We start from the raw sequence: 16,807 nt of genomic DNA on the forward strand, positions 1-16,807 counted from the left end.
AGATATCGTCCAACCGACTCATTACACAAAATTGAATCTATAACGGTAAATAGTTTCGCACGACCGTATCACGCCTCCCCAGTCTCGCGCGCGCTGACTCGCGCCCTTCGGGCGCTCGCAGGCGCGCGCCACCGCACAACAGACCGGTAGCTCAGCGCCAGTTCGTCACACGACAAACCGAAACCCGACTCGGAAGACCGAACTCGTCGCTTCAGGCGACCGGGGTGCGCTCGACCACGGTCCCGTCGACCGTCGGGTACTGCTCGACGATCTCGCCCTCGTCGAGGTCGCCGTCCTCGACCATCTCCTCGAGGAGCCACCACGCGACCTCGACGTGCCCCGACTTGACCGTGTAGAACTCCTCGGGGACGCCGAGCGTTTCGAAGCGGTCGGCGTCGGCGAACGCCTTCCCGTAGACAAGCGTGCCGTCGTCCGTCACCTCGTCGAACTCGCGTCGGATGTTCTTCGCCATCCGCTTCAGGCGGTTCCGGTGCTGGGCGGCGTCTTTGAACACCGACGTACAGAAGTACACCTTCTCGTGGCTCGCCATCTCGGAGACGATCGCGTCGGCTTTCGACCCCTCGACGGCGGACATGTGGTCGTCCTGCAGCTCGAACCCCTCCTCCTGCATCCGGCGGTAGTTGCCGTCGCTCATTTCGAACTCGTTGATGTTACAGAACTCGGCGGCCCCCTCGTCTAAGAACTCCAGGAACTCCGGCTCCGCGCGGATGCCGGGGATCTCGAAGGCGGGAGTGAGCCCCTCCTCGCGTGCGATGTGGAGGATCTCCTCCCACTCGGTTCCGTGCATCTCGCCCCACATCTCGAGCGGCGGGTGGAAGCGGATCTCGTCGAGGCCCGCCTCCGAGAGGCGGCGCATGTTCTCGCGCCCGCCCGTGATCCCGGTGTAGAGGTGCGTGTGGTGGTCCTCCCCGAACTCGTCTTTCAGCAGTTCGAGGTACCGGCACGTTTTCGCCATCGCCTCCTGCGGCTCGCCGCCGGTGATCGAGGTGCCGAGCGCGCTCATGCGCTTGGCCTCCTCGATCACGTCCCCGTCGGACTCGACTTTCCGCTCGTTGGCGTACACGTCGGTGACGTTCTTCCGGTTCTCTCCGAGGGGGCAGTAGAAGCAGTCCCGCTGGTCGCAGTAGCCGTAGACGAACAGCACCATCTTGCCGCCCTTGGCGCACTGTTCGCAGCCCTTGGAGATCATCTACCCGTTCATACCGGCCGCGGCCTGAAAAAGCGTCCGAACCGCGTGCTCCCAGGGGAGCCGTTCTCACGGGGGCGTTCCGCGGTGCCATCGCGTCGCGTCCGCGAAACCGCCGGCGTCGTTTCTGTTTCCCAAAACGAACACAAAGTATGTACCGCCGCCCGCGCGACTGACAGGTATGAACCGAGAGCCGACCGCCGACGAGACGACCGACTCCGCCGACACCGAGGCGCTCACCCGCCGCCGCGCGCTCGCCACGGCCGGCGGAGTCGCGCTCGCCGGGCTGGCCGGCTGCACCGCGCTTGACGCCGTCACCGGCGACGGGCCGATCGAGTTCGGCGCGGGCACCGCGACGGTCGCGGACGCGACGCTCTCCGAAACGGGCTACGATCTCAACGACGTTTCCGAGCAGGTCGTCACGCGGGAGTTCGAGGCGGCGGGGTCGACCCGGGAGGTCCGGCTGACGAACAACATCGCCGAGTACGACAAGGCCGTCGACCTCTTCGGCGAGAGCTACCAGGCGGCCGTCTTCGCCGCGCTGGCGACGCCGAAAGTCGAGGTGCTCGGCCAGGCGTTCAATCCGATCGCCGACCTCAGCCCCGACGAACGCGCCGCGCTGATCGCGGACCGCTACGAGGGCGTCAGCGACCTCGAACGCGGCTCCGAGTACACCACGGATATCCTCGGCACCGACGCCCCTGTCGTCGTGTACTCGGCCGACGGGGAAATCGAGGGAACCGGCGTCAGCGTCGAACTCGAGTTCCACGTCGGGGACACCGTTGAGGCCGGCAGCGACTACGTCCTCCCGCTAGCCGCGTACCCCGCGCCGCTCGGCGACGGTGAGAGCGTCCGTTCCATGATGAACGGGATCGAACACGAGCCGCGCGACGAGAGCTAACACCACCACGGCCCGCCCGACGAGTCTGCGCGCCGCGACCGAGCCGAAAACATATGTCGGCGCCTCGCTTAGCGTCGCGTAATGCTGTTGGTCCTCTGCGTCGACCTCGACGACGACCTCGGCCGCAAGACCGGGATCCCGACCCCGGTGATCGGGGCGGACGACGTCACCGAGGCCGCCGTCGCGCTCGCGACGGCTGACCCGGAGGACTCGGACGTGAACGTCCTCTTCCAGGGCGTGAACGTCCACGACGAGCTGGCGGCCGGCGGCGAGGCGGTCGAGGTCGCCGCCGTCACCGGCGTCGACGGCTCCGACGTGAAGGCGAACCGCGCGGTCGGCAAGGAAGTCGACCGCGTCCTCGCCGAGCTGTCGACCGGCGAGGAGGTCTCCGCGGTGGTGATCACCGACGGCGCCCAAGACGAGTCCGTCCTCCCCGTCATCCGCTCGCGGATGCCAATCGACGGGATGCGCCGCGTCGTCGTCCGGCAGGCGCAGGACCTCGAATCGCTCTACTACACGATCAAGCAGGTGCTGGGGGACCCCGAGACCCGCGGGACGATCCTGGTCCCGCTCGGCGTCCTCCTCCTCATCTACCCCTTGGTGGTCGTCGCGAACCTCTTCGACGTCGCCGGCGCGGCCGTCCTCGGGATCCTCTCCGGGATCGTCGGACTCTACTCGCTGTTTCGCGGGCTCGGACTGGAGGAGACCGTCGACGGGGCGGCCTCGACAGTGCGGAACGTCCTCTACACGGGCCGGGTGACCCTCGTCACCTACGTCGTCGCGTTCGCCCTGATCGTCGTCGGCGGCGTGCAGGGGATCGAGACGGTCGGGGCCGTCAGCGCGGCTCGGGGCGGTTCGGTCACCCTCGGCGTGACCCTCGCGGCGTTCGTCCACGGCTTCGTCCAGTGGCTCGCGGTCGCCGGGGTCACCTCCAGCCTCGGTCAGATCACCGACGAGTACCTCGGCGGTCGGTTCCGGTGGCGCTACCTCAACGCCCCCTTCTACGTGCTCTCCATCGCGGTCGTGCTGTACGCCGTCTCCGGGTTCTTCCTGCCGGCCGCGCAGGGCGTCACGTCGCTCGCGCTCTCGGACCTCGCGATGGCGCTCGCGGCCGGGACGCTCACGGCCGTGTTGAGTACGCTCGCGTTCGCCGTCGCGGAGTCGCAGCTCCCGTCGACGGCGGGCGTCGGCGAGCGAAAGAGCGGGTAGGCGGCGAGGCGGCGTATCAGGTGCGTTCCGGGGGGCTACCGCGGCGTCCACTCCTCGCAGGCGTCCATGTCGTCCATCAGATCGTCGTAGCGACCGCAGTACGGCTGCATCCCCTGATCGGTCCGGACGTAGTCGAAGTGCGCGCAGTTCCCGCAGTACGTGTCGCCGGGGCCGTCGCGCGCGGCGGCGTCGACGCCGGGCGAGACGCCGGCGTCCCCGGCGCCGCCCCGCCCCCCGTCTTCCGGTTCCGTGGGCCCGTTCGGCCCGGAGGGCCCGCCCGTCGGTCCCGCGTCGTCGAGCGGCGACCGGATGCCCGCATCGGCCTCGCCGCCGTCGCTCACGCCGGCGGAGCCGCCCGCTTGCCTTCCCGAGACGGAGCCCGACGACCCCGTGCCGAAGCCGGATTCCGAGTCGGTCGTCGGCCCCACACCGGACGACGCCCCGCTCCCTGACTGCGAGCCGTTCCCTACCGCCGATCCGGTTCCGGTCGACGCGTCCGTCCGACCGTCGCGGTCCGGTCGGTTCGTCTGCGTCTCGACGTTGCCGTCGGGGGTGCCGCCGAGGAGCCCGGCGCCGCCCATCCCGTCGATCTGGTCGCGACCGACCTCGATGATCTTCGTCTCGCCCTTGTGGGTCACCTCCATCGTGACGGTGCCGCCCGGGTCGTTTCGCGTCTTGAAGTTAGCGACGCCGATGAACACGCTCCACAGCGTCGTCGCGGCACCGACGAAGTACAGCCCCGCAGTTGGCAGCGTGAGGTCGGTCAGCTCCGGCCGCGGCCCGCTGACCCAGTGGTAGGGGTAGGCGTACGCGAACAGCGCGACGCCGAGACACATCACGCTCGCCCCGACGACGGCCGCGACGCGCGTGTTCCGGTCCGCGGGGAGGACGGTCATCACCCCGAGCAACACCAGCGGGAGCCCCACGCCGCCGAGTACGCCGCCGAGCCGCCGCGCCTCGCCGGAGCTGTAGCCGCTCGGGAGCGTGACCTCCGCGGCCACGAGGAGCCCGACGACGAGCAGCAGGGTTCCGCCGACGAACGAGCCCACGCCGAGGTACAGCCGACGCGGGTCGACCTCGGAGCGCCCTCGTCCGCCGTACGCTTCCGAGAGACTGGTCATACGCGGCCTACGTCGTCCTCCCTGAAAACAGTATGTCAGACGTTCGCCCGCGGCGGGGGACGGGAGGGGGCCGACGGGCCCGACGACGGCCCCTCAGACCAGCGCGTCGACGTCGACGTGCGCGTCGAGCAGCTCCGCCATCCGATCGACCGTGCGCGCGTCTCGGGTCCGCCCGCTGCGGACGATCCCCTCGGCGCGGTCGATGGCCGTGACCGTGTCGGTGTTCACGGCGAGGACGGGCTTGCCGGCGTCGGCCGCCTTGCCGAGCACCGCGCCGGAGGGGCGGTGGCCGCCGGTCAGGACGAGACACGCCACGCCCGACGCGTCGAGCGCCGCGGTCTGGACGTCGGCGCGGTCGCCGCCGGTGATGACGGCGGCGTCGCGGGCGCGTCTGAAGTACCGAAGCGCCTCGTCGCCGCCCATCGCGCCGACGAGGAAGCGCTCGACGAAGCCGTCCGTCGGCGCGTCGGTGAGCAGCTCGGCGCCGAGCTCGTCCGCGAGCTCCCCGACGGTGACGCCCGCGAGCTCCTTCTCGTGGGGGATCGCGCCGAACACGGTGATCCCCCGCGACTCGAGGAACGGGATCCCGTCCTGCCCGAGCGAGTCGAACGCGTCGTCGGAGACCTTGTTGAACACGACCCCTGCCAGCCGGTCGCCGAAGGCGTCGGCGGCCGCGAGTACGTCGTCGAGGTCGTTCGGCGAGGAGTACCCGGCGACGAGGACGACCCGCGCGTCGAGCAGCTCCGCGACGTCGACGTCCGTGAGGTCGACGACCCCGCCGGTGGTCCAGCTCCCGCCGCCCTCGATGAACATGCGGTCGCGGTCGGCCGAGAGCTCCTCGTACTCCTCGCGGATCCGGTCGCTGAGAGCGCCGGCGTCCTCGGTGCCGCGGATCGCGCCCTGAACGAACGTTGGGGAGTAGACGACCGGCTCCATCTGGTGCATCTCGGCGTCGAGGTCGAGCACCTCGCGGGCGAGCATCGGGTCTTGATCGAGCGTCTTGCCGACGTTCGACTGGAGCCGCGTCCCCTTCGGCTTCATGTAGCCGACGCCGCGGTCGCGGTCGGCCGCGAGCCGCGCGAGCGCGACGGTGATCGCTGTCTTTCCGGCGCCTTCTCCGGTCGCGGTGACGAGTGTCGTGGTGGTGTCTGTCATGAGTCGAGTTCCTCCGGGTCAACGGTGAGTCTCACGTCGACGGCAGCGGCGTTCGTGCCGTCGCCGGCGTCGGGCAGTGCGACGAGCGGATTGATGTCGAGTTCGAGGATGGCCGGGAAGTCCGTGACCAGCTGCGAGAGCCGGCCGATCGTCTCGATCACGGCGTCGACGTCGACCGGATCGCGGCCACGGGCGCCGCGCAGCAGCGGCGCCGACTGGATCTCCTCGGTCATCTCGCGGGCCTCTGGCTCGGAGACGGGCGCGACGCGGAAGGTGGTGTCCTCCATCACCTCCACGAAGATGCCGCCGAGCCCGAACATCAGCAGCGGGCCGAACTGCGGGTCGCGGTTCATGCCGACGATCGTCTCGACCCCGTCGTCGAGGTCGACCATCTCCTGGACCTGCACGCCGAGCAGGGTCGCGTCCGGCTGGTAGTTCCGCGCGCGGGTGATCAGGTCCTCGTAGGTGTCCGCCACGTCCTCGTCGCCGACGCCGACGGCGACGCCGCCGATATCTGACTTGTGGAGGATGTCGGGGGAGACGATCTTCATCACGACGTCGCCGTCGATGCCGGCCGCGACCTCGGCGGCGCGATCGGGCGAATCGACGATCTCGCCGTCGGGCGTGGGGATCCCGTACGCGTCGAGCAGCTCCATCGCCTCCACGCCGAGGCGGTTGTCGTCGCGGTCGCGCACCGTCCCGAGGATCTCGGCGGCGCGCTCGCGGTCGACGTCGAACGACATCGGGGGCGCGTACTCGCGCTCCCTGATGTCGCGGTACTCGGCGAGCGTCGCGAGGCTCTCGATCCCGCGGGCGGGGTCGAAGTAACAGGGGATCCCCCTCGCCTGCAGCTGCTGTTTCGGCTCGCGCGTCCGGTCGCCCCCCATCAGGCAGGCGGCGACGGGGGCGTCCATCTCCTCGCTGACCGCCTCGATGGCGTCCGCGAGGTCCGCGAAGTCGATCGTCGCCGTCGGGGCGGCCAACACGAGGGCCGCCCCGACGTTGTCGGCGGCGGCGGTGATCTCCAGGGCCTCGCGGAACCGCTCCACGTCGGCGTCGCCGATCACGTCGACGGGGTTGTGAATGTTCGCCTCGTCGGGCATCGACTCCGCGAGCGCGTCGGTCGTCTCGGCGGTGAACGACGCCATGTCGAGGTCGGCGTCGCCGACGGCGTCGGTCGCCATCACGCCGGGGCCGCCGGCGTTGGTGACGATGGCGACGCTGTCGGTGTCGGGGAGCGGCTGGCTCCCGAGGATGCCCGCCGAGTCGAACAGCTCGTCGACCGACTCCGCGCGGATGACGCCCGCCTGGTCGAGCCCCGCCTCGTACGCCTTCTCGGAGCCGGCGAGGGTGCCGGTGTGCGAGGAGGCGGCCTGCGCCCCGGCGCTCGTCCGCCCCGACTTCACGGCGACGATCGGGGTGTCTTCGGTCGTCTCGCGGGCGGCCTCGATGAACTCGCGGCCGTCCTCGATCCCCTCAAGGTATCCGATGATCACGTCGGTCTCCTCGTCGCCGCCCCAGTGGTCGACGAAGTCCGTCTCGTCGAGGACGGCCTTGTTCCCGAGCGAGACGACGTCCTTGAACCCGATGCCGTTGTCGTTGGCCCAGTCGAGGACCGCAGTGACGAACGCGCCGGACTGGCTCATAAAGGAGAGCCCGCCGGGCAGCGCGTTCTCCGGACCGAACGTCGCGTTCATGCCCGAGGGCGTCGACATGATCCCCAGGCTGTTAGGGCCGACGAGGTTGAGGTCGTGCTTGTCGGCTATCTCCACGAGGCGCCGCTCCCTCGCCGCCCCGTCCTCTCCCGTCTCGCCGAACCCGGCGGTGATCACGACGACGTTCTGGACGCCCGCCTCGCCGCACGCTTCGATCGCGTCCAACACGATCGAGGGCGGCACGACGACCACGGCCACGTCGGCGTCCGCGTCGGACACCTCGTCGACGCAGGGCGTCCCGAGCACCCCGTCGTAGTTCGGGTTGACGGGAACGGTGTCGCCGTCGAAGTCGTCGAGCAGATTCGACGTGACGGCGCGTCCGACGGCCCCCTCTCGGGCGGTCGCGCCGACGACGGCGACCCGATCCGGGTCGAACAGCTCATTGAGCGTACCCATCAGGCCCGAACTACGCGAACCGCCGGCTTAAGATCCGTGGGAGCGCTTTCGGTAACCGCGTCAATAACGAACGACCGATCGGGGGCCGTCTGACTCGGTGGGGAGTCGTCCGGTTCGGGGGACCGTGCGCTTCTCCCTCCGTCCGCCCCGCGCTCTCAGTCGGTCTCCGCCCCGCGCTCTCAGTCGGTCTCCGCCCCGCTCTCAGCTGCCGGACCGGGGCCACCGCGCCCCTCGGCGCCCCCGTCCTGATCCGCGCGGTTCGCCGCCGTCTGCGGCCGGTCGGGAGGGGCCGGCGCGAGCGAACCCTCCCCCTTCTCCCGTCCGGTGCTCGGCACGGACAGCGTGACGACGTTGCCGTCCTGGTGGGTGTCGAAGGAGAGGTCGCCGCCGGACCGGTTCGCGACCCAGTAGACGAGCCACAGTCCCATCCCGCCGGTGTGGCGGAGGTCGTCCATCTCCCACCGGTCGGTGATGACGTACCGCTCCTCCGCCGGGATGGGCGGGCAGTTGTCCCGGATCGCGATCTCGACGCCGTCGGCCGACTCCGTCACGTCGATCCGGACGCGCGGCGTCGACTCCGCGTGTTCGATGGCGTTCTCGACGAGCTCAGCGATCGCGTAGTCCAGCTCCGGGTGCGTGAACGCCTGCACGTCCCGCGGGTACGAGACAGAGACGCTCGCGACGGCGTCGCCGTCGGGGTCCCGTTCGCGGTCTCGCGGCCCGCCGCCGGCCGACTCGAAGTCGTGCGGCCCGTCGGCGGCCGCCCCGCCGTCGCTCGGTTCGCGGTAGTCAACCTCGACCCCGTCGCGGCCGTCGCAGTCGTCGACGACCATGTCGATCGCCTCCTCGACGACGGGCGCGATCGCCACCGACCGAGGCGAATCGCGCTGGCGGAGGAGGTCGATGACGCCGCGCTGCTTCTCGGCGGTCGTCAGCAGGTCGGAGGCGATCCGCCGGATCGTCTCCGCGTGCTCCGTGATCTCCGCTTCGAGACCGGCCACTCCGGTCGGATCGCTCGACGACCCCTCCGGGTCTGACGCCTCCGCGGCCGCCACGCGGTCGGCGATCCGCTCCGCGGTGCCGTCGACGATGTTCATGTCGTTGCGGATCGTGTGCCGAAGCAGGTTGTCCATCACGGCGAGCTGGCGCTCGCGGCGGTACTCGTCGGTGACGTCGCGCGCGAAGCCGGTGACCGCGACGACCTCGTCGCCCTCCACGACCGGCTCGCCGGGCGCCCGAACCCAGCGCGTGGCCCCGTCGGGCGTTCCCATCCGGTAGTCGATCAGCGTCGACTCGCCGGCGGAGAGCCGCTCCATCGCCCGCTCGACGTACGGTCGGTCGTCGGGGTGGATCGAGTCGAGGAACACCTGCGGGTCGTTTTCGAGCCGCTCGGCCGAGACGTCGAACACCCGTTCGACGGCGTCGTTGACGAACAGCAGCTCGGACCAGTCCGCGGTGAACATCCAGAACACGTCCGGCGACACCGAGGCGATCGTCTCCAGCCGCCGCCGCGACTCCACCTCTCGCGTCACGTCGCGGGAGGTCAACACGTAGCCGTCGACCCCCGTCGATGCGGGCGCGTGGACCCGCGTCCGGAGCCACGCCCAGCCGCCGTCGCCGGTCGCGTAGCGGTACTCGATCGGCTCGTCGGGCTCGGCCTCGCCGGCGACGATCGCGGCAAACGTCTCTCGGAGCCGTTCCTCGTCTTCGGGGTGGACGAGCTCGAACGCGTCCCTCCCGACGAGTTCCTCCGGGTCGAACCCGATCACGTCGGCCGTGGCGGCGTTCAGGTGACGGTAGACCCCGTCCTCGTCGAGGACCACGATCTTGTCCTGAGCCAGGTTTAGGAGGGTTTCGGGATCCGGCCCGTCGTGCATGCGGAATAGGTTCGCCAGCCGATATATAAGGCTGATCGCCCGATTATCACGAGGAAAAACCAGCGCCTCGGAGTTAGTCGGCCGAGATACCGGTCGTCTCCGCGGTCGCGGCGAGCGAGTCGACGCTCTCGTCCTCGACGGTCAGCGTCACGCCGTCGTCCCCGAGTTCGACCGCCGCGTCGGTGGCGCCGCGGCTGTACTCGGCGGCGTGGTCCCCCTCGGGGTCGAAGCGGACGCCCTCGACCAGCAGCGGCGTCTCGCTCAGCCGTTCGACCTTCCGGTAGGCCGTCGAGAGCGCGATGTCGCACGCGTCGGCCAGCTCGCTCGTGGTCATCGGTGCGTCGGCGGCGCCGAGGATCGCTCGGCAGTCGGGGTCCGCGAGGGCTTCGAACGTCGCGTCGAGCGTCTCGTCGCCCTCGGTCGCCGTCGTCGGTCCGGTCGCGTACGAGGCCTGTCGCTTCATGGATGTAGGTACCGCCTCCAGCTACCCCAACACCGACCCTGCATATATGGGGTGTTTTATAAGTGGGCGCCGAGGTCGACCGTTCCGCTCCGGACCCGACGCCGTCGAACCGCCCGACGCGGTCGCCGACGAGTCCGCGCCGTCAACGTTTTGCCCGGGGGCGGTCACGGACGGACGCAGATGGGATCCGGTATCAGGGCGGAGGTCTCGCTCCCGGCGGGAACGCCGTCGCCGTTCGACGGAGTCGCCGACGGTTCGACGCCGATCTACAGCGTCGCGCGTAGCGCGCCCGACGAGGCCGCCGGGGCGGTCGTCTTCGAGTTCATCGGCGACGCCGACCTGTCGGTGCCCGAGGGGGTCGACGTCGTCTTCGACTACGGCGCCAAGGCCGCCTACCGGTTCGAGACCGACCCCGACGAGGACTCGCCGTTCGCGGTGCTCGACCGCCACGGGCTTCCCGTGGCGGAGACGACCGTCCGGGACGGGCGGCTCCTCGTCACGTTCCACGCGACCGACCTCCCGACGCTCCGGTCGGTGCTCGACGCGTTCCGGGAATCTTCCCCCGACATGGAGGTGTTGCGGCTCCTCCAGTCGTCGTCGACGCCGGAGGAGTCGGACCTCGTCACCGTCGACCGGAGCGACCTCACCGAGCGCCAGCGCGAGGTCCTCACGGCCGCCTACGACGCCGGTTACTTCGACCACCCGAAGGGGGCGAACGCCGGCGAGGTCGCCGACTCGCTCGGGATCGACCGCTCGACGTTCAGCGAGCATATCGCGGCCGCACAGCGGAAGCTCCTCTCGACGCTGCTCGACTGAGGGCCGGGCGATCGGCGGCCGGTCTCGATTGATCGGATTCCGAAACTTCAGGAATCCGATCCATCCTTCATGAGTATCTGTGTCGTACGCGTATCCATGACGACTCAACGGACCCACACGTTCGTCTGCCCGGAGTGTCGTCGGTCGATCGAGGTGGACGACGCCATGCGGGCGACGCTGCTCGACGTGGGCTGTGTCGTCTGCGGGGAGCCGATCACCGAGAGCGACATCGCCGACCCGCAGACCCCGTAGCGGCTCGGCGCAGTTCTCGCCGCCTCCCGTCGCCTCGGCCTCTCTCGTGGCCTCCGGATCTCTCGTCGTCTTCGCATCTCTCGTCGTCTTCGCATCTCTCGTCGTCTTCGCATCTCTCGTCGTCTTCGCATCTCTCGTCGTCTTCGCATCTCTCGTCGCCCCCGCATCCCCCGTCGCCCCCCCCATCTCTCGTCGCCTCCGCATCTCTCGCCGTCTCGGCCTCCGCGCCGCCCCCGTCGCTCCCGCGGTCCCGATCCGTCTCGTGTCCTTTATCCGGTCGTACGCCGACCTCTTGCGTATGGCGACGAACAGCGAGGTCGAGATGACCGACGCGGAGGTCGACGCGTTCCTCTCGCGGCACGAGACCGGCGTCCTCTCGCTCGCGCGCGACGAGACGCCGTACGCGATCCCGATATCCTACGGGTTCGACGAGGAGTCCCGCGACACCTTCCTTCGGCTGGTGTCGACGCCCGACAGCGAGAAGCGCGAGTTCCTCGCCTCGGCCCCCCAGGCGCGGATCGTCGTGTACGAGGAGGACGGCGACGAGTACGGCAGCGTCGTCGGCGTCGGCACGCTCCGCCGCGTCGACCTCGACGAGCTCACGCCCGAGACGATCGCGCAGTACGGGGAGACCCGCCGCCCCCTCTTCGAGATCTGGGCCGACGGGAAGTCCGACCTCGACATCGACCTCTACCGGTTCACCCCCGAGCGGCTCACCGGCCGGACGATCGTCATCGACCGCGACGAGGAGTAGAGCGCGGTCGCCGGCGAGCGCGTCCTTCCGACGCGGAACCCCGGTCCGACTCCCGACGGTGATCCGCGTACGAAGAGCCCCTTTCTCCCCTTCGGACCCGCCCGCGCCGTCCGGGCGCGACGCTACTCGTCGTCGGTCTCGGCGGCGAAGTCGCCTTCGCTGGCGGCGGTCGTACAGACCGGACAGCCGGCCTCGAGGATCGTCTCCCGCATCTCCCCGTTGACCTCGATGGTCTGCGCGCAGTCCGAACAGGTGAAGTGAACGGTCGTCAACACTGGACCTCTCTCGTCTCACGGCAACGGCGCCGGGCGATATAAATGACCGGCTTCGGCGGCGCCCCTCCCGAGCGACCCGATTCCCCCTCAGTCCGTCCGCGGGACCGCGTACGCGCCGGCCGCGAGGAACGCGACCGCGAGGACCGAGAGGACGCCGAGGTCGCCGGCCCAGGCGGCGGGCTCGTGGACGACCGCCCGCGTCCCGCGCGCGAAGTACGTCAGCGGCGAGGCGGCGACGGCCGGGCGGAACCACGCCGGCAGCAGGTCGGGCGAGACGAACGTCTCCGAGAGGAAGAGCAGCGGGAGCGCGACCGTGTTGCTCGCGGCGATCACGCCGTCCTGCGAGTCGGTGAGGGCGCCGAGGACCGCCCCGAGCCCGCAGAACAGCGCGACGCCGACGGCGACGAAGACGGGGAGGACGGCGAGCGCGGGCGAGACGACCGGCTCGGCGTCGGTCACCGCGAGCACGAGCGCGAAGATCAGGAGGCTCGCTGCGCCGATGATCCCGACGTTGACGAGGGTGTGCGCGAGGAGCCACTCCCCCCGCGAGAGCGGCGTCGTCGCCAGCTTCTCGAACCGGCCCCCGTCGCGGTGGCGCGCGATCTCGGAGCCGACCCGCGAGAGGGGGGTAAAGAGGACGACGACCGCGAGGTAGCCGGGGATGTAGTACCCCGCCGGCTCCGCGAACAGGCCGCCGCCGGTCGGCTGCGTGCGGACTAAGGCGCCGAAGATGACCACGAGGATCACGGGGAAGAAGAACGTGAAGAACACCGCCGTCCGTCGGCGGAGGAACGACCGCGCCGACGCGGTCGCCTCGGTGCGGATCCGACCGACCCGCGTCATCGGTCGCCCCCGTCTCTGAGGGCCTCCTCGAGAGTCCCCTCCCGCGGCGAGTACTCCTCGCCGGTGAGCCGCAGGTAGACGTCCTCCAGCGAGGGCTCGCTCCACGCGAGCGACTCGAAGGCGACGTCGAGCGCGTCGACCGCGTCGCCGATCGCTTCGGGTCGAACGCCGCTGACCCGCAGCCCGTCGCGGGTCGACTCGACCGCGACGCCGCCCGCGAGGCCCGCCTCGATACGCTCGGCGACCTCCTCGCTCGCGCCCCCGTCGAGAGTCACGTCCAGCCGGGGCGCCCCGCCGTGTTCGGCGATCAGATCGCCGGGCGGCCCGACGGCGACGACTGCGCCGTCTCGGAGCAGGGCGACGCGGTCGGCGAGCCGCTCGACCTCGTCCATCGCGTGGCTCGTGAGGAAGACCGTCGTGCCGCCGTCGGCGAGCCGCTCGATCAGGCGGTGGATCGACCGCCGCCCGGCCGGGTCGATCCCCGTCGTCGGCTCGTCGAGGAAGAGGAGGTCCGGGTCGTTGACGACGGCGGTCGCGACGCAGGTCCGGCGCTGCTGCCCGCCCGAGAGCGTCTCGTACCACGCGTCGGCGTCGTCGGCCATCCCCACGTCCCGCAGGACCGACTCGACGTCGCGGGCGTCGTCGTAGAGCCCGCCGTAGTACTCGACGAGCTCGGTCGCCGTGAGCCGCTCCGGCGGGTCGAACGACTGCGGGAGCAGGCCGATCCGCTGCGGGTCGACCTCGGGGGGCGGGGCGCCGAAGACGCGCAGGTCGCCCTCGGCGTCGGTCGTCCCCGTCAGCGCACGGACGAGCGTGGTCTTGCCAGCGCCGTTGGGGCCGATGAGCCCGAACACCTCGCCGGCCTCGACGCGGAGGTCCACCCCGTCGAGCGCGACGACGTCGCCGTACGACCGCTGGACGCCCTCGCCGACGAGGACCGGGTCGGTGGCGGCGTCGCGTCCCCGCGTCGCCTCCTCGGCCGCCGACGCGGCCGCGGTCTCGTTCATGCGATCGGGTCGGGCTGCCGCGCGCCTAAGGGTTGCTCTTCGCCGCGGGGCAGCCGCTCGGTCCGCCCCGGTCCGTTACGCCTAAGCGACGCGACGCCGACCCACGGACATGGACTACCACGAGGCGGCGGGGTTCCTCTTCGACCTCCGCCGCTTCTCGGTCAAGCCGGGGACCGAGCGGATCGCGGCGCTGCTCGACCGGCTCGGCAACCCCGAGGAGGACGTGCCGTTCGTGCAGGTGGCCGGCTCGAACGGGAAGGGGAGCACGGCGCGCATGACCGAGTCGATCCTGCGCGAGGCCGGGCTCTCGGTCGGCCTCTACACCTCGCCGCACCTCTCGGCGCTCGCCGAGCGCGTCCGGGTCGACGGGCTGGCGATGACCGAAGCGGCGATCACGGCGTTCGTCGAGGAGGCGAAGCCGTGGCTCGTCGAGCGCGCCGCAGCCGGCGAGCCCCTCACCTTCTTCGAGGTCGTCACGGCGATGGCGATCCGCGACTTCGCGCGCCGCGACGTCGACGTCGCGGTGCTGGAGGTCGGGCTCGGCGGCGAGTACGACGCGACCAGCGCGGTCGCCCCCGTCGCGACCGCCGTGACGAACGTCTCGCTCGAGCACACCGCGGTCCTCGGCGACACGGTAGCGGAGATCGCTCGGACCAAGTCCCGGATCGCCGAGCCGGGCGCGCCCTTCGTGACGGCCTGCGAGGGCGAGGCGCTCGACGTCGTCCGCGAGGCCGCCGGCGAGGCGGGCGCACCGGTCGCGACGGTGGCGGGGCCGGATGCGGACCGAGAAGGGGACGCGGACCGGGAAGGGGACGCGGACCGAGAGGGGAGCGCCGACGCCGACGACTCCGACCCGGCCCCCGCCCTCTCAGTCGCCTACGACGGGCGCGTGAGCCCGACCGACGCCGAGGTGACGCTCGCCGGCGAGGTGGCGGGCACCTATCGGATCCCGCTCGTCGGCGACCACCAGGCGACGAACGCGGGGGTCGCCGTCGCGCTGGCTAGGCGGACCGCAGCGGCGGTGGCTGCGGAGCCGATTAATGGCGCCGACGACGCGGAGGGGCCCCTCCCTGAGGCCGCCGTCCGCGAGGGGCTCGCCCGGGCGACGTGGCCGGGACGGTTCGAAGTGGTCGACACGGCGCCGCTCACGGTGCTCGACGGCGCGCACAACCCGGCCGCCTGCCGGACGCTCGCGGGCACGCTCGCGGAGTACGACTACGACGACCTCCACCTCGTGTACGCGGCGATGCACGACAAGGACCACGCGGGTGCCGCGGGGGCGCTCCCCGACGCCGCCTCGGCGGTCACCTGTCGGCCGGCGCTCGACCGCGCGGAAGACCCGGAGGTGCTCGCGGCCGCGCTCCGCTCCGCCGGCGTCGACGAGGTGACCGTCGGCGACGACGTGGCCGCCGCGTTCGACCGCGCGGTCGCCCGCGCCGACCCGGGCGACTGCGTGCTACTCGTCGGGTCGCTGTTCGCGGTCGCCGAGGCGCGCGCGGCCCGGCTCCGGACCGTGACGCCGCGGTCACCTACCGACGAGAACGACGCTCGCCGGGCGCTCGACGCGGCCGGGGTCCCGCCCGACGCGGCCGCGGCGCGCGCCGACGCGATCGACCACCGCGTCCTGACGCTCCGGCTGCGCGGCCACCGCGTCGAGCGCCTCGCGGCCGCGCTCCGAGCGGTCGGCGGCGACGCCGCGATCGGGGGGCTCGGCGCGGGCGACGGGCGCGTTCCGGGGGGCGAGCAGGTGCCGGTCACGCTCGGCGCGACGGTCGCGGAGTACCGCGATCTGCTCGACCGGCTGCGCGAGCGGGAGGGCGCGGGGCTCGCCGGCGTCGCGATCGACGTCGCCGACCGGCTCGGGCCCGCCGGAGATGGGTTAAAAACTGAACGCGATGCGAACGCCGCGGACGTCGCCCCCGATTACCCCTGGACCGACGGCACCGCGGTGATGGGCGTGCTCAACGTCACGCCCGACTCCTTCCACGACGGCGGGCGCCACGAGGCGCTTGAGGACGCGGTCGCGGGCGTCGAGCGCATGGTCGAGGCCGGGGTCGACGTCGTCGACGTCGGCGGCGAGTCGACCCGGCCGGGCGCGGACCCGGTCCCCGTCGACGAGGAGATCGACCGGGTCGTCCCGACGATCGAGGCGGTCCAGTCGGTGCCGGCGGTCGCCGAGGACGACGCGCTGATATCGGTCGACACGCGGAAGGCGCCGGTCGCCGAGGCGGCGTTAGACGCCGGCGCGGACGTCATTAACGACGTCACCGGGCTGGAGGACCCCGCGATGCGCGAGGTCGTCGCCGGCGCGGACTGCCCGGTCGTCGTGATGCACAGCCTCGACGCGCCGGTTGACCCGACGAGCGACCCCGAGTACGACGACGTCGTGAGCGACGTCATCGCGTCGCTCCGCGAGCGGTTGGCGCTCGCCGACACGGCCGGGATCGACCGCGACCGGGTGATCGTCGACCCCGGGCTCGGCTTCGGGAAGTCGGCGGCCGAGGCGTTCGAACTCCTCGACCGCGTCGGGGAGTTCGACGCGCTCGACTGCCCGGTGCTCATCGGCCACTCGCACAAGTCGATGTTCGGGGCGGTCGACCGCGGCCCGGACGACCGCGAGCACGCCACCGTCGCGGCCACCGCGCTCGCGGCCGACCGCGGGGCCGACCTCGTCCGGGTCCACGACGTGGCGGAGAACCGCGCCGCGGTCGACGTCGCCGCCGCGGTGAACGGCTCGCTCCGCGGGGACGGGGACCCTGAGGGCAGGGTTTCCGACGGCCCCGGCGCCCACCCCCCCGACAGCCCCAACGACGCCG

Annotated in this window: 15 protein-coding genes; 6 read left to right on the top strand and 9 right to left on the bottom strand. The window is 71.4% G+C overall.

What is annotated here, in order from left to right:
* Window positions 1–211 precede the first annotated feature (211 nt).
* Window positions 212–1,210, bottom strand: coding sequence for a radical SAM protein (locus N5096_RS11610; RefSeq protein ID WP_267664885.1), 999 nt, complete (start codon window positions 1,208–1,210; stop codon window positions 212–214).
* A 178-nt stretch (window positions 1,211–1,388) separates the two neighbouring features.
* Here N5096_RS11610 and N5096_RS11615 point away from each other — a divergent pair, with 178 nt between their 5' ends.
* Together N5096_RS11615 and N5096_RS11620 are read left to right on the top strand one after the other, a co-directional pair.
* Window positions 1,389–2,108, top strand: coding sequence for a DUF6517 family protein (locus N5096_RS11615; protein WP_267664887.1), 720 nt, complete (start codon window positions 1,389–1,391; stop codon window positions 2,106–2,108).
* Window positions 2,109–2,189: 81 nt separating this feature from the next.
* Entirely contained in the window at window positions 2,190–3,317 is a 1,128-nt protein-coding gene (locus tag N5096_RS11620; protein ID WP_267664889.1) for a DUF373 family protein, read from the top strand.
* 35 nt (window positions 3,318–3,352) lie between these two features.
* Here the strand turns inward: N5096_RS11620 and N5096_RS11625 are convergent, their stop codons facing one another.
* The 5 genes from N5096_RS11625 to N5096_RS11645 all read right to left on the bottom strand — a co-directional run bounded on the left by N5096_RS11625 (window position 3,353) and on the right by N5096_RS11645 (window position 10,044).
* Window positions 3,353–4,438 carry a cell division protein CdpA domain-containing protein gene (locus tag N5096_RS11625; RefSeq protein WP_267664891.1) on the bottom strand — a complete coding sequence of 362 codons (1,086 nt, stop codon included), beginning with the start codon at window positions 4,436–4,438 and terminating at the stop codon, window positions 3,353–3,355.
* Window positions 4,439–4,531: 93 nt separating this feature from the next.
* On the bottom strand, window positions 4,532–5,593 hold the full coding sequence (locus N5096_RS11630) for a phosphotransacetylase family protein (protein ID WP_267664893.1): 1,062 nt from the start codon (window positions 5,591–5,593) through the stop codon (window positions 4,532–4,534).
* Window positions 5,590–7,704 carry an acetate--CoA ligase family protein gene (locus N5096_RS11635; RefSeq protein WP_267664895.1) on the bottom strand — a complete coding sequence of 705 codons (2,115 nt, stop codon included), beginning with the start codon at window positions 7,702–7,704 and terminating at the stop codon, window positions 5,590–5,592. The genes N5096_RS11630 and N5096_RS11635 overlap by 4 nt, the downstream gene beginning before the upstream one ends.
* A gap of 179 nt (window positions 7,705–7,883) precedes the next feature.
* On the bottom strand, window positions 7,884–9,581 hold the full coding sequence (locus N5096_RS11640; RefSeq protein ID WP_267664897.1) for a PAS domain S-box protein: 1,698 nt from the start codon (window positions 9,579–9,581) through the stop codon (window positions 7,884–7,886).
* A 73-nt stretch (window positions 9,582–9,654) separates the two neighbouring features.
* Entirely contained in the window at window positions 9,655–10,044 is a 390-nt protein-coding gene (locus N5096_RS11645) for a winged helix-turn-helix domain-containing protein (protein WP_267664898.1), read from the bottom strand.
* Between the two features lie 180 nt (window positions 10,045–10,224).
* Between N5096_RS11645 and N5096_RS11650 the strand changes: the two genes are divergently transcribed.
* The 3 genes from N5096_RS11650 to N5096_RS11660 all read left to right on the top strand — a co-directional run bounded on the left by N5096_RS11650 (window position 10,225) and on the right by N5096_RS11660 (window position 11,866).
* Window positions 10,225–10,860, top strand: coding sequence for a helix-turn-helix domain-containing protein (locus N5096_RS11650; protein ID WP_267664900.1), 636 nt, complete (start codon window positions 10,225–10,227; stop codon window positions 10,858–10,860).
* 96 nt (window positions 10,861–10,956) lie between these two features.
* Window positions 10,957–11,112 (top strand): DUF7560 family zinc ribbon protein, encoded by a 156-nt coding sequence (locus N5096_RS11655; protein ID WP_267664902.1) that lies wholly within the window; start codon window positions 10,957–10,959, stop codon window positions 11,110–11,112.
* 298 nt (window positions 11,113–11,410) lie between these two features.
* Complete coding sequence (locus tag N5096_RS11660) at window positions 11,411–11,866, top strand: pyridoxamine 5'-phosphate oxidase family protein (RefSeq protein ID WP_267664904.1); 456 nt, start codon at window positions 11,411–11,413, stop codon at window positions 11,864–11,866.
* Between the two features lie 122 nt (window positions 11,867–11,988).
* Here the strand turns inward: N5096_RS11660 and N5096_RS11665 are convergent, their stop codons facing one another.
* The 3 genes from N5096_RS11665 to N5096_RS11675 all read right to left on the bottom strand — a co-directional run bounded on the left by N5096_RS11665 (window position 11,989) and on the right by N5096_RS11675 (window position 13,991).
* Window positions 11,989–12,138, bottom strand: a complete 150-nt coding sequence (locus tag N5096_RS11665) for a DUF7560 family zinc ribbon protein (RefSeq protein ID WP_267664931.1) — start codon at window positions 12,136–12,138, stop codon at window positions 11,989–11,991.
* A 90-nt stretch (window positions 12,139–12,228) separates the two neighbouring features.
* Window positions 12,229–12,984: an ABC transporter permease gene (locus tag N5096_RS11670; RefSeq protein WP_267664905.1), complete on the bottom strand. Its 756-nt coding sequence runs from the start codon at window positions 12,982–12,984 to the stop codon at window positions 12,229–12,231.
* Window positions 12,981–13,991, bottom strand: a complete 1,011-nt coding sequence (locus N5096_RS11675) for an ABC transporter ATP-binding protein (protein WP_267664907.1) — start codon at window positions 13,989–13,991, stop codon at window positions 12,981–12,983. The genes N5096_RS11670 and N5096_RS11675 overlap by 4 nt, the downstream gene beginning before the upstream one ends.
* Window positions 13,992–14,100: 109 nt before the next feature.
* Between N5096_RS11675 and folP the strand changes: the two genes are divergently transcribed.
* Window positions 14,101–16,807: dihydropteroate synthase (gene folP, locus N5096_RS11680; protein WP_267664909.1), on the top strand; the 2,707-nt coding region annotated here is incomplete at its 3' end.

It is taken from the genome of Halorubrum yunnanense (genome assembly GCF_026586675.1).
GTDB lineage: Archaea > Halobacteriota > Halobacteria > Halobacteriales > Haloferacaceae > Halorubrum > Halorubrum yunnanense.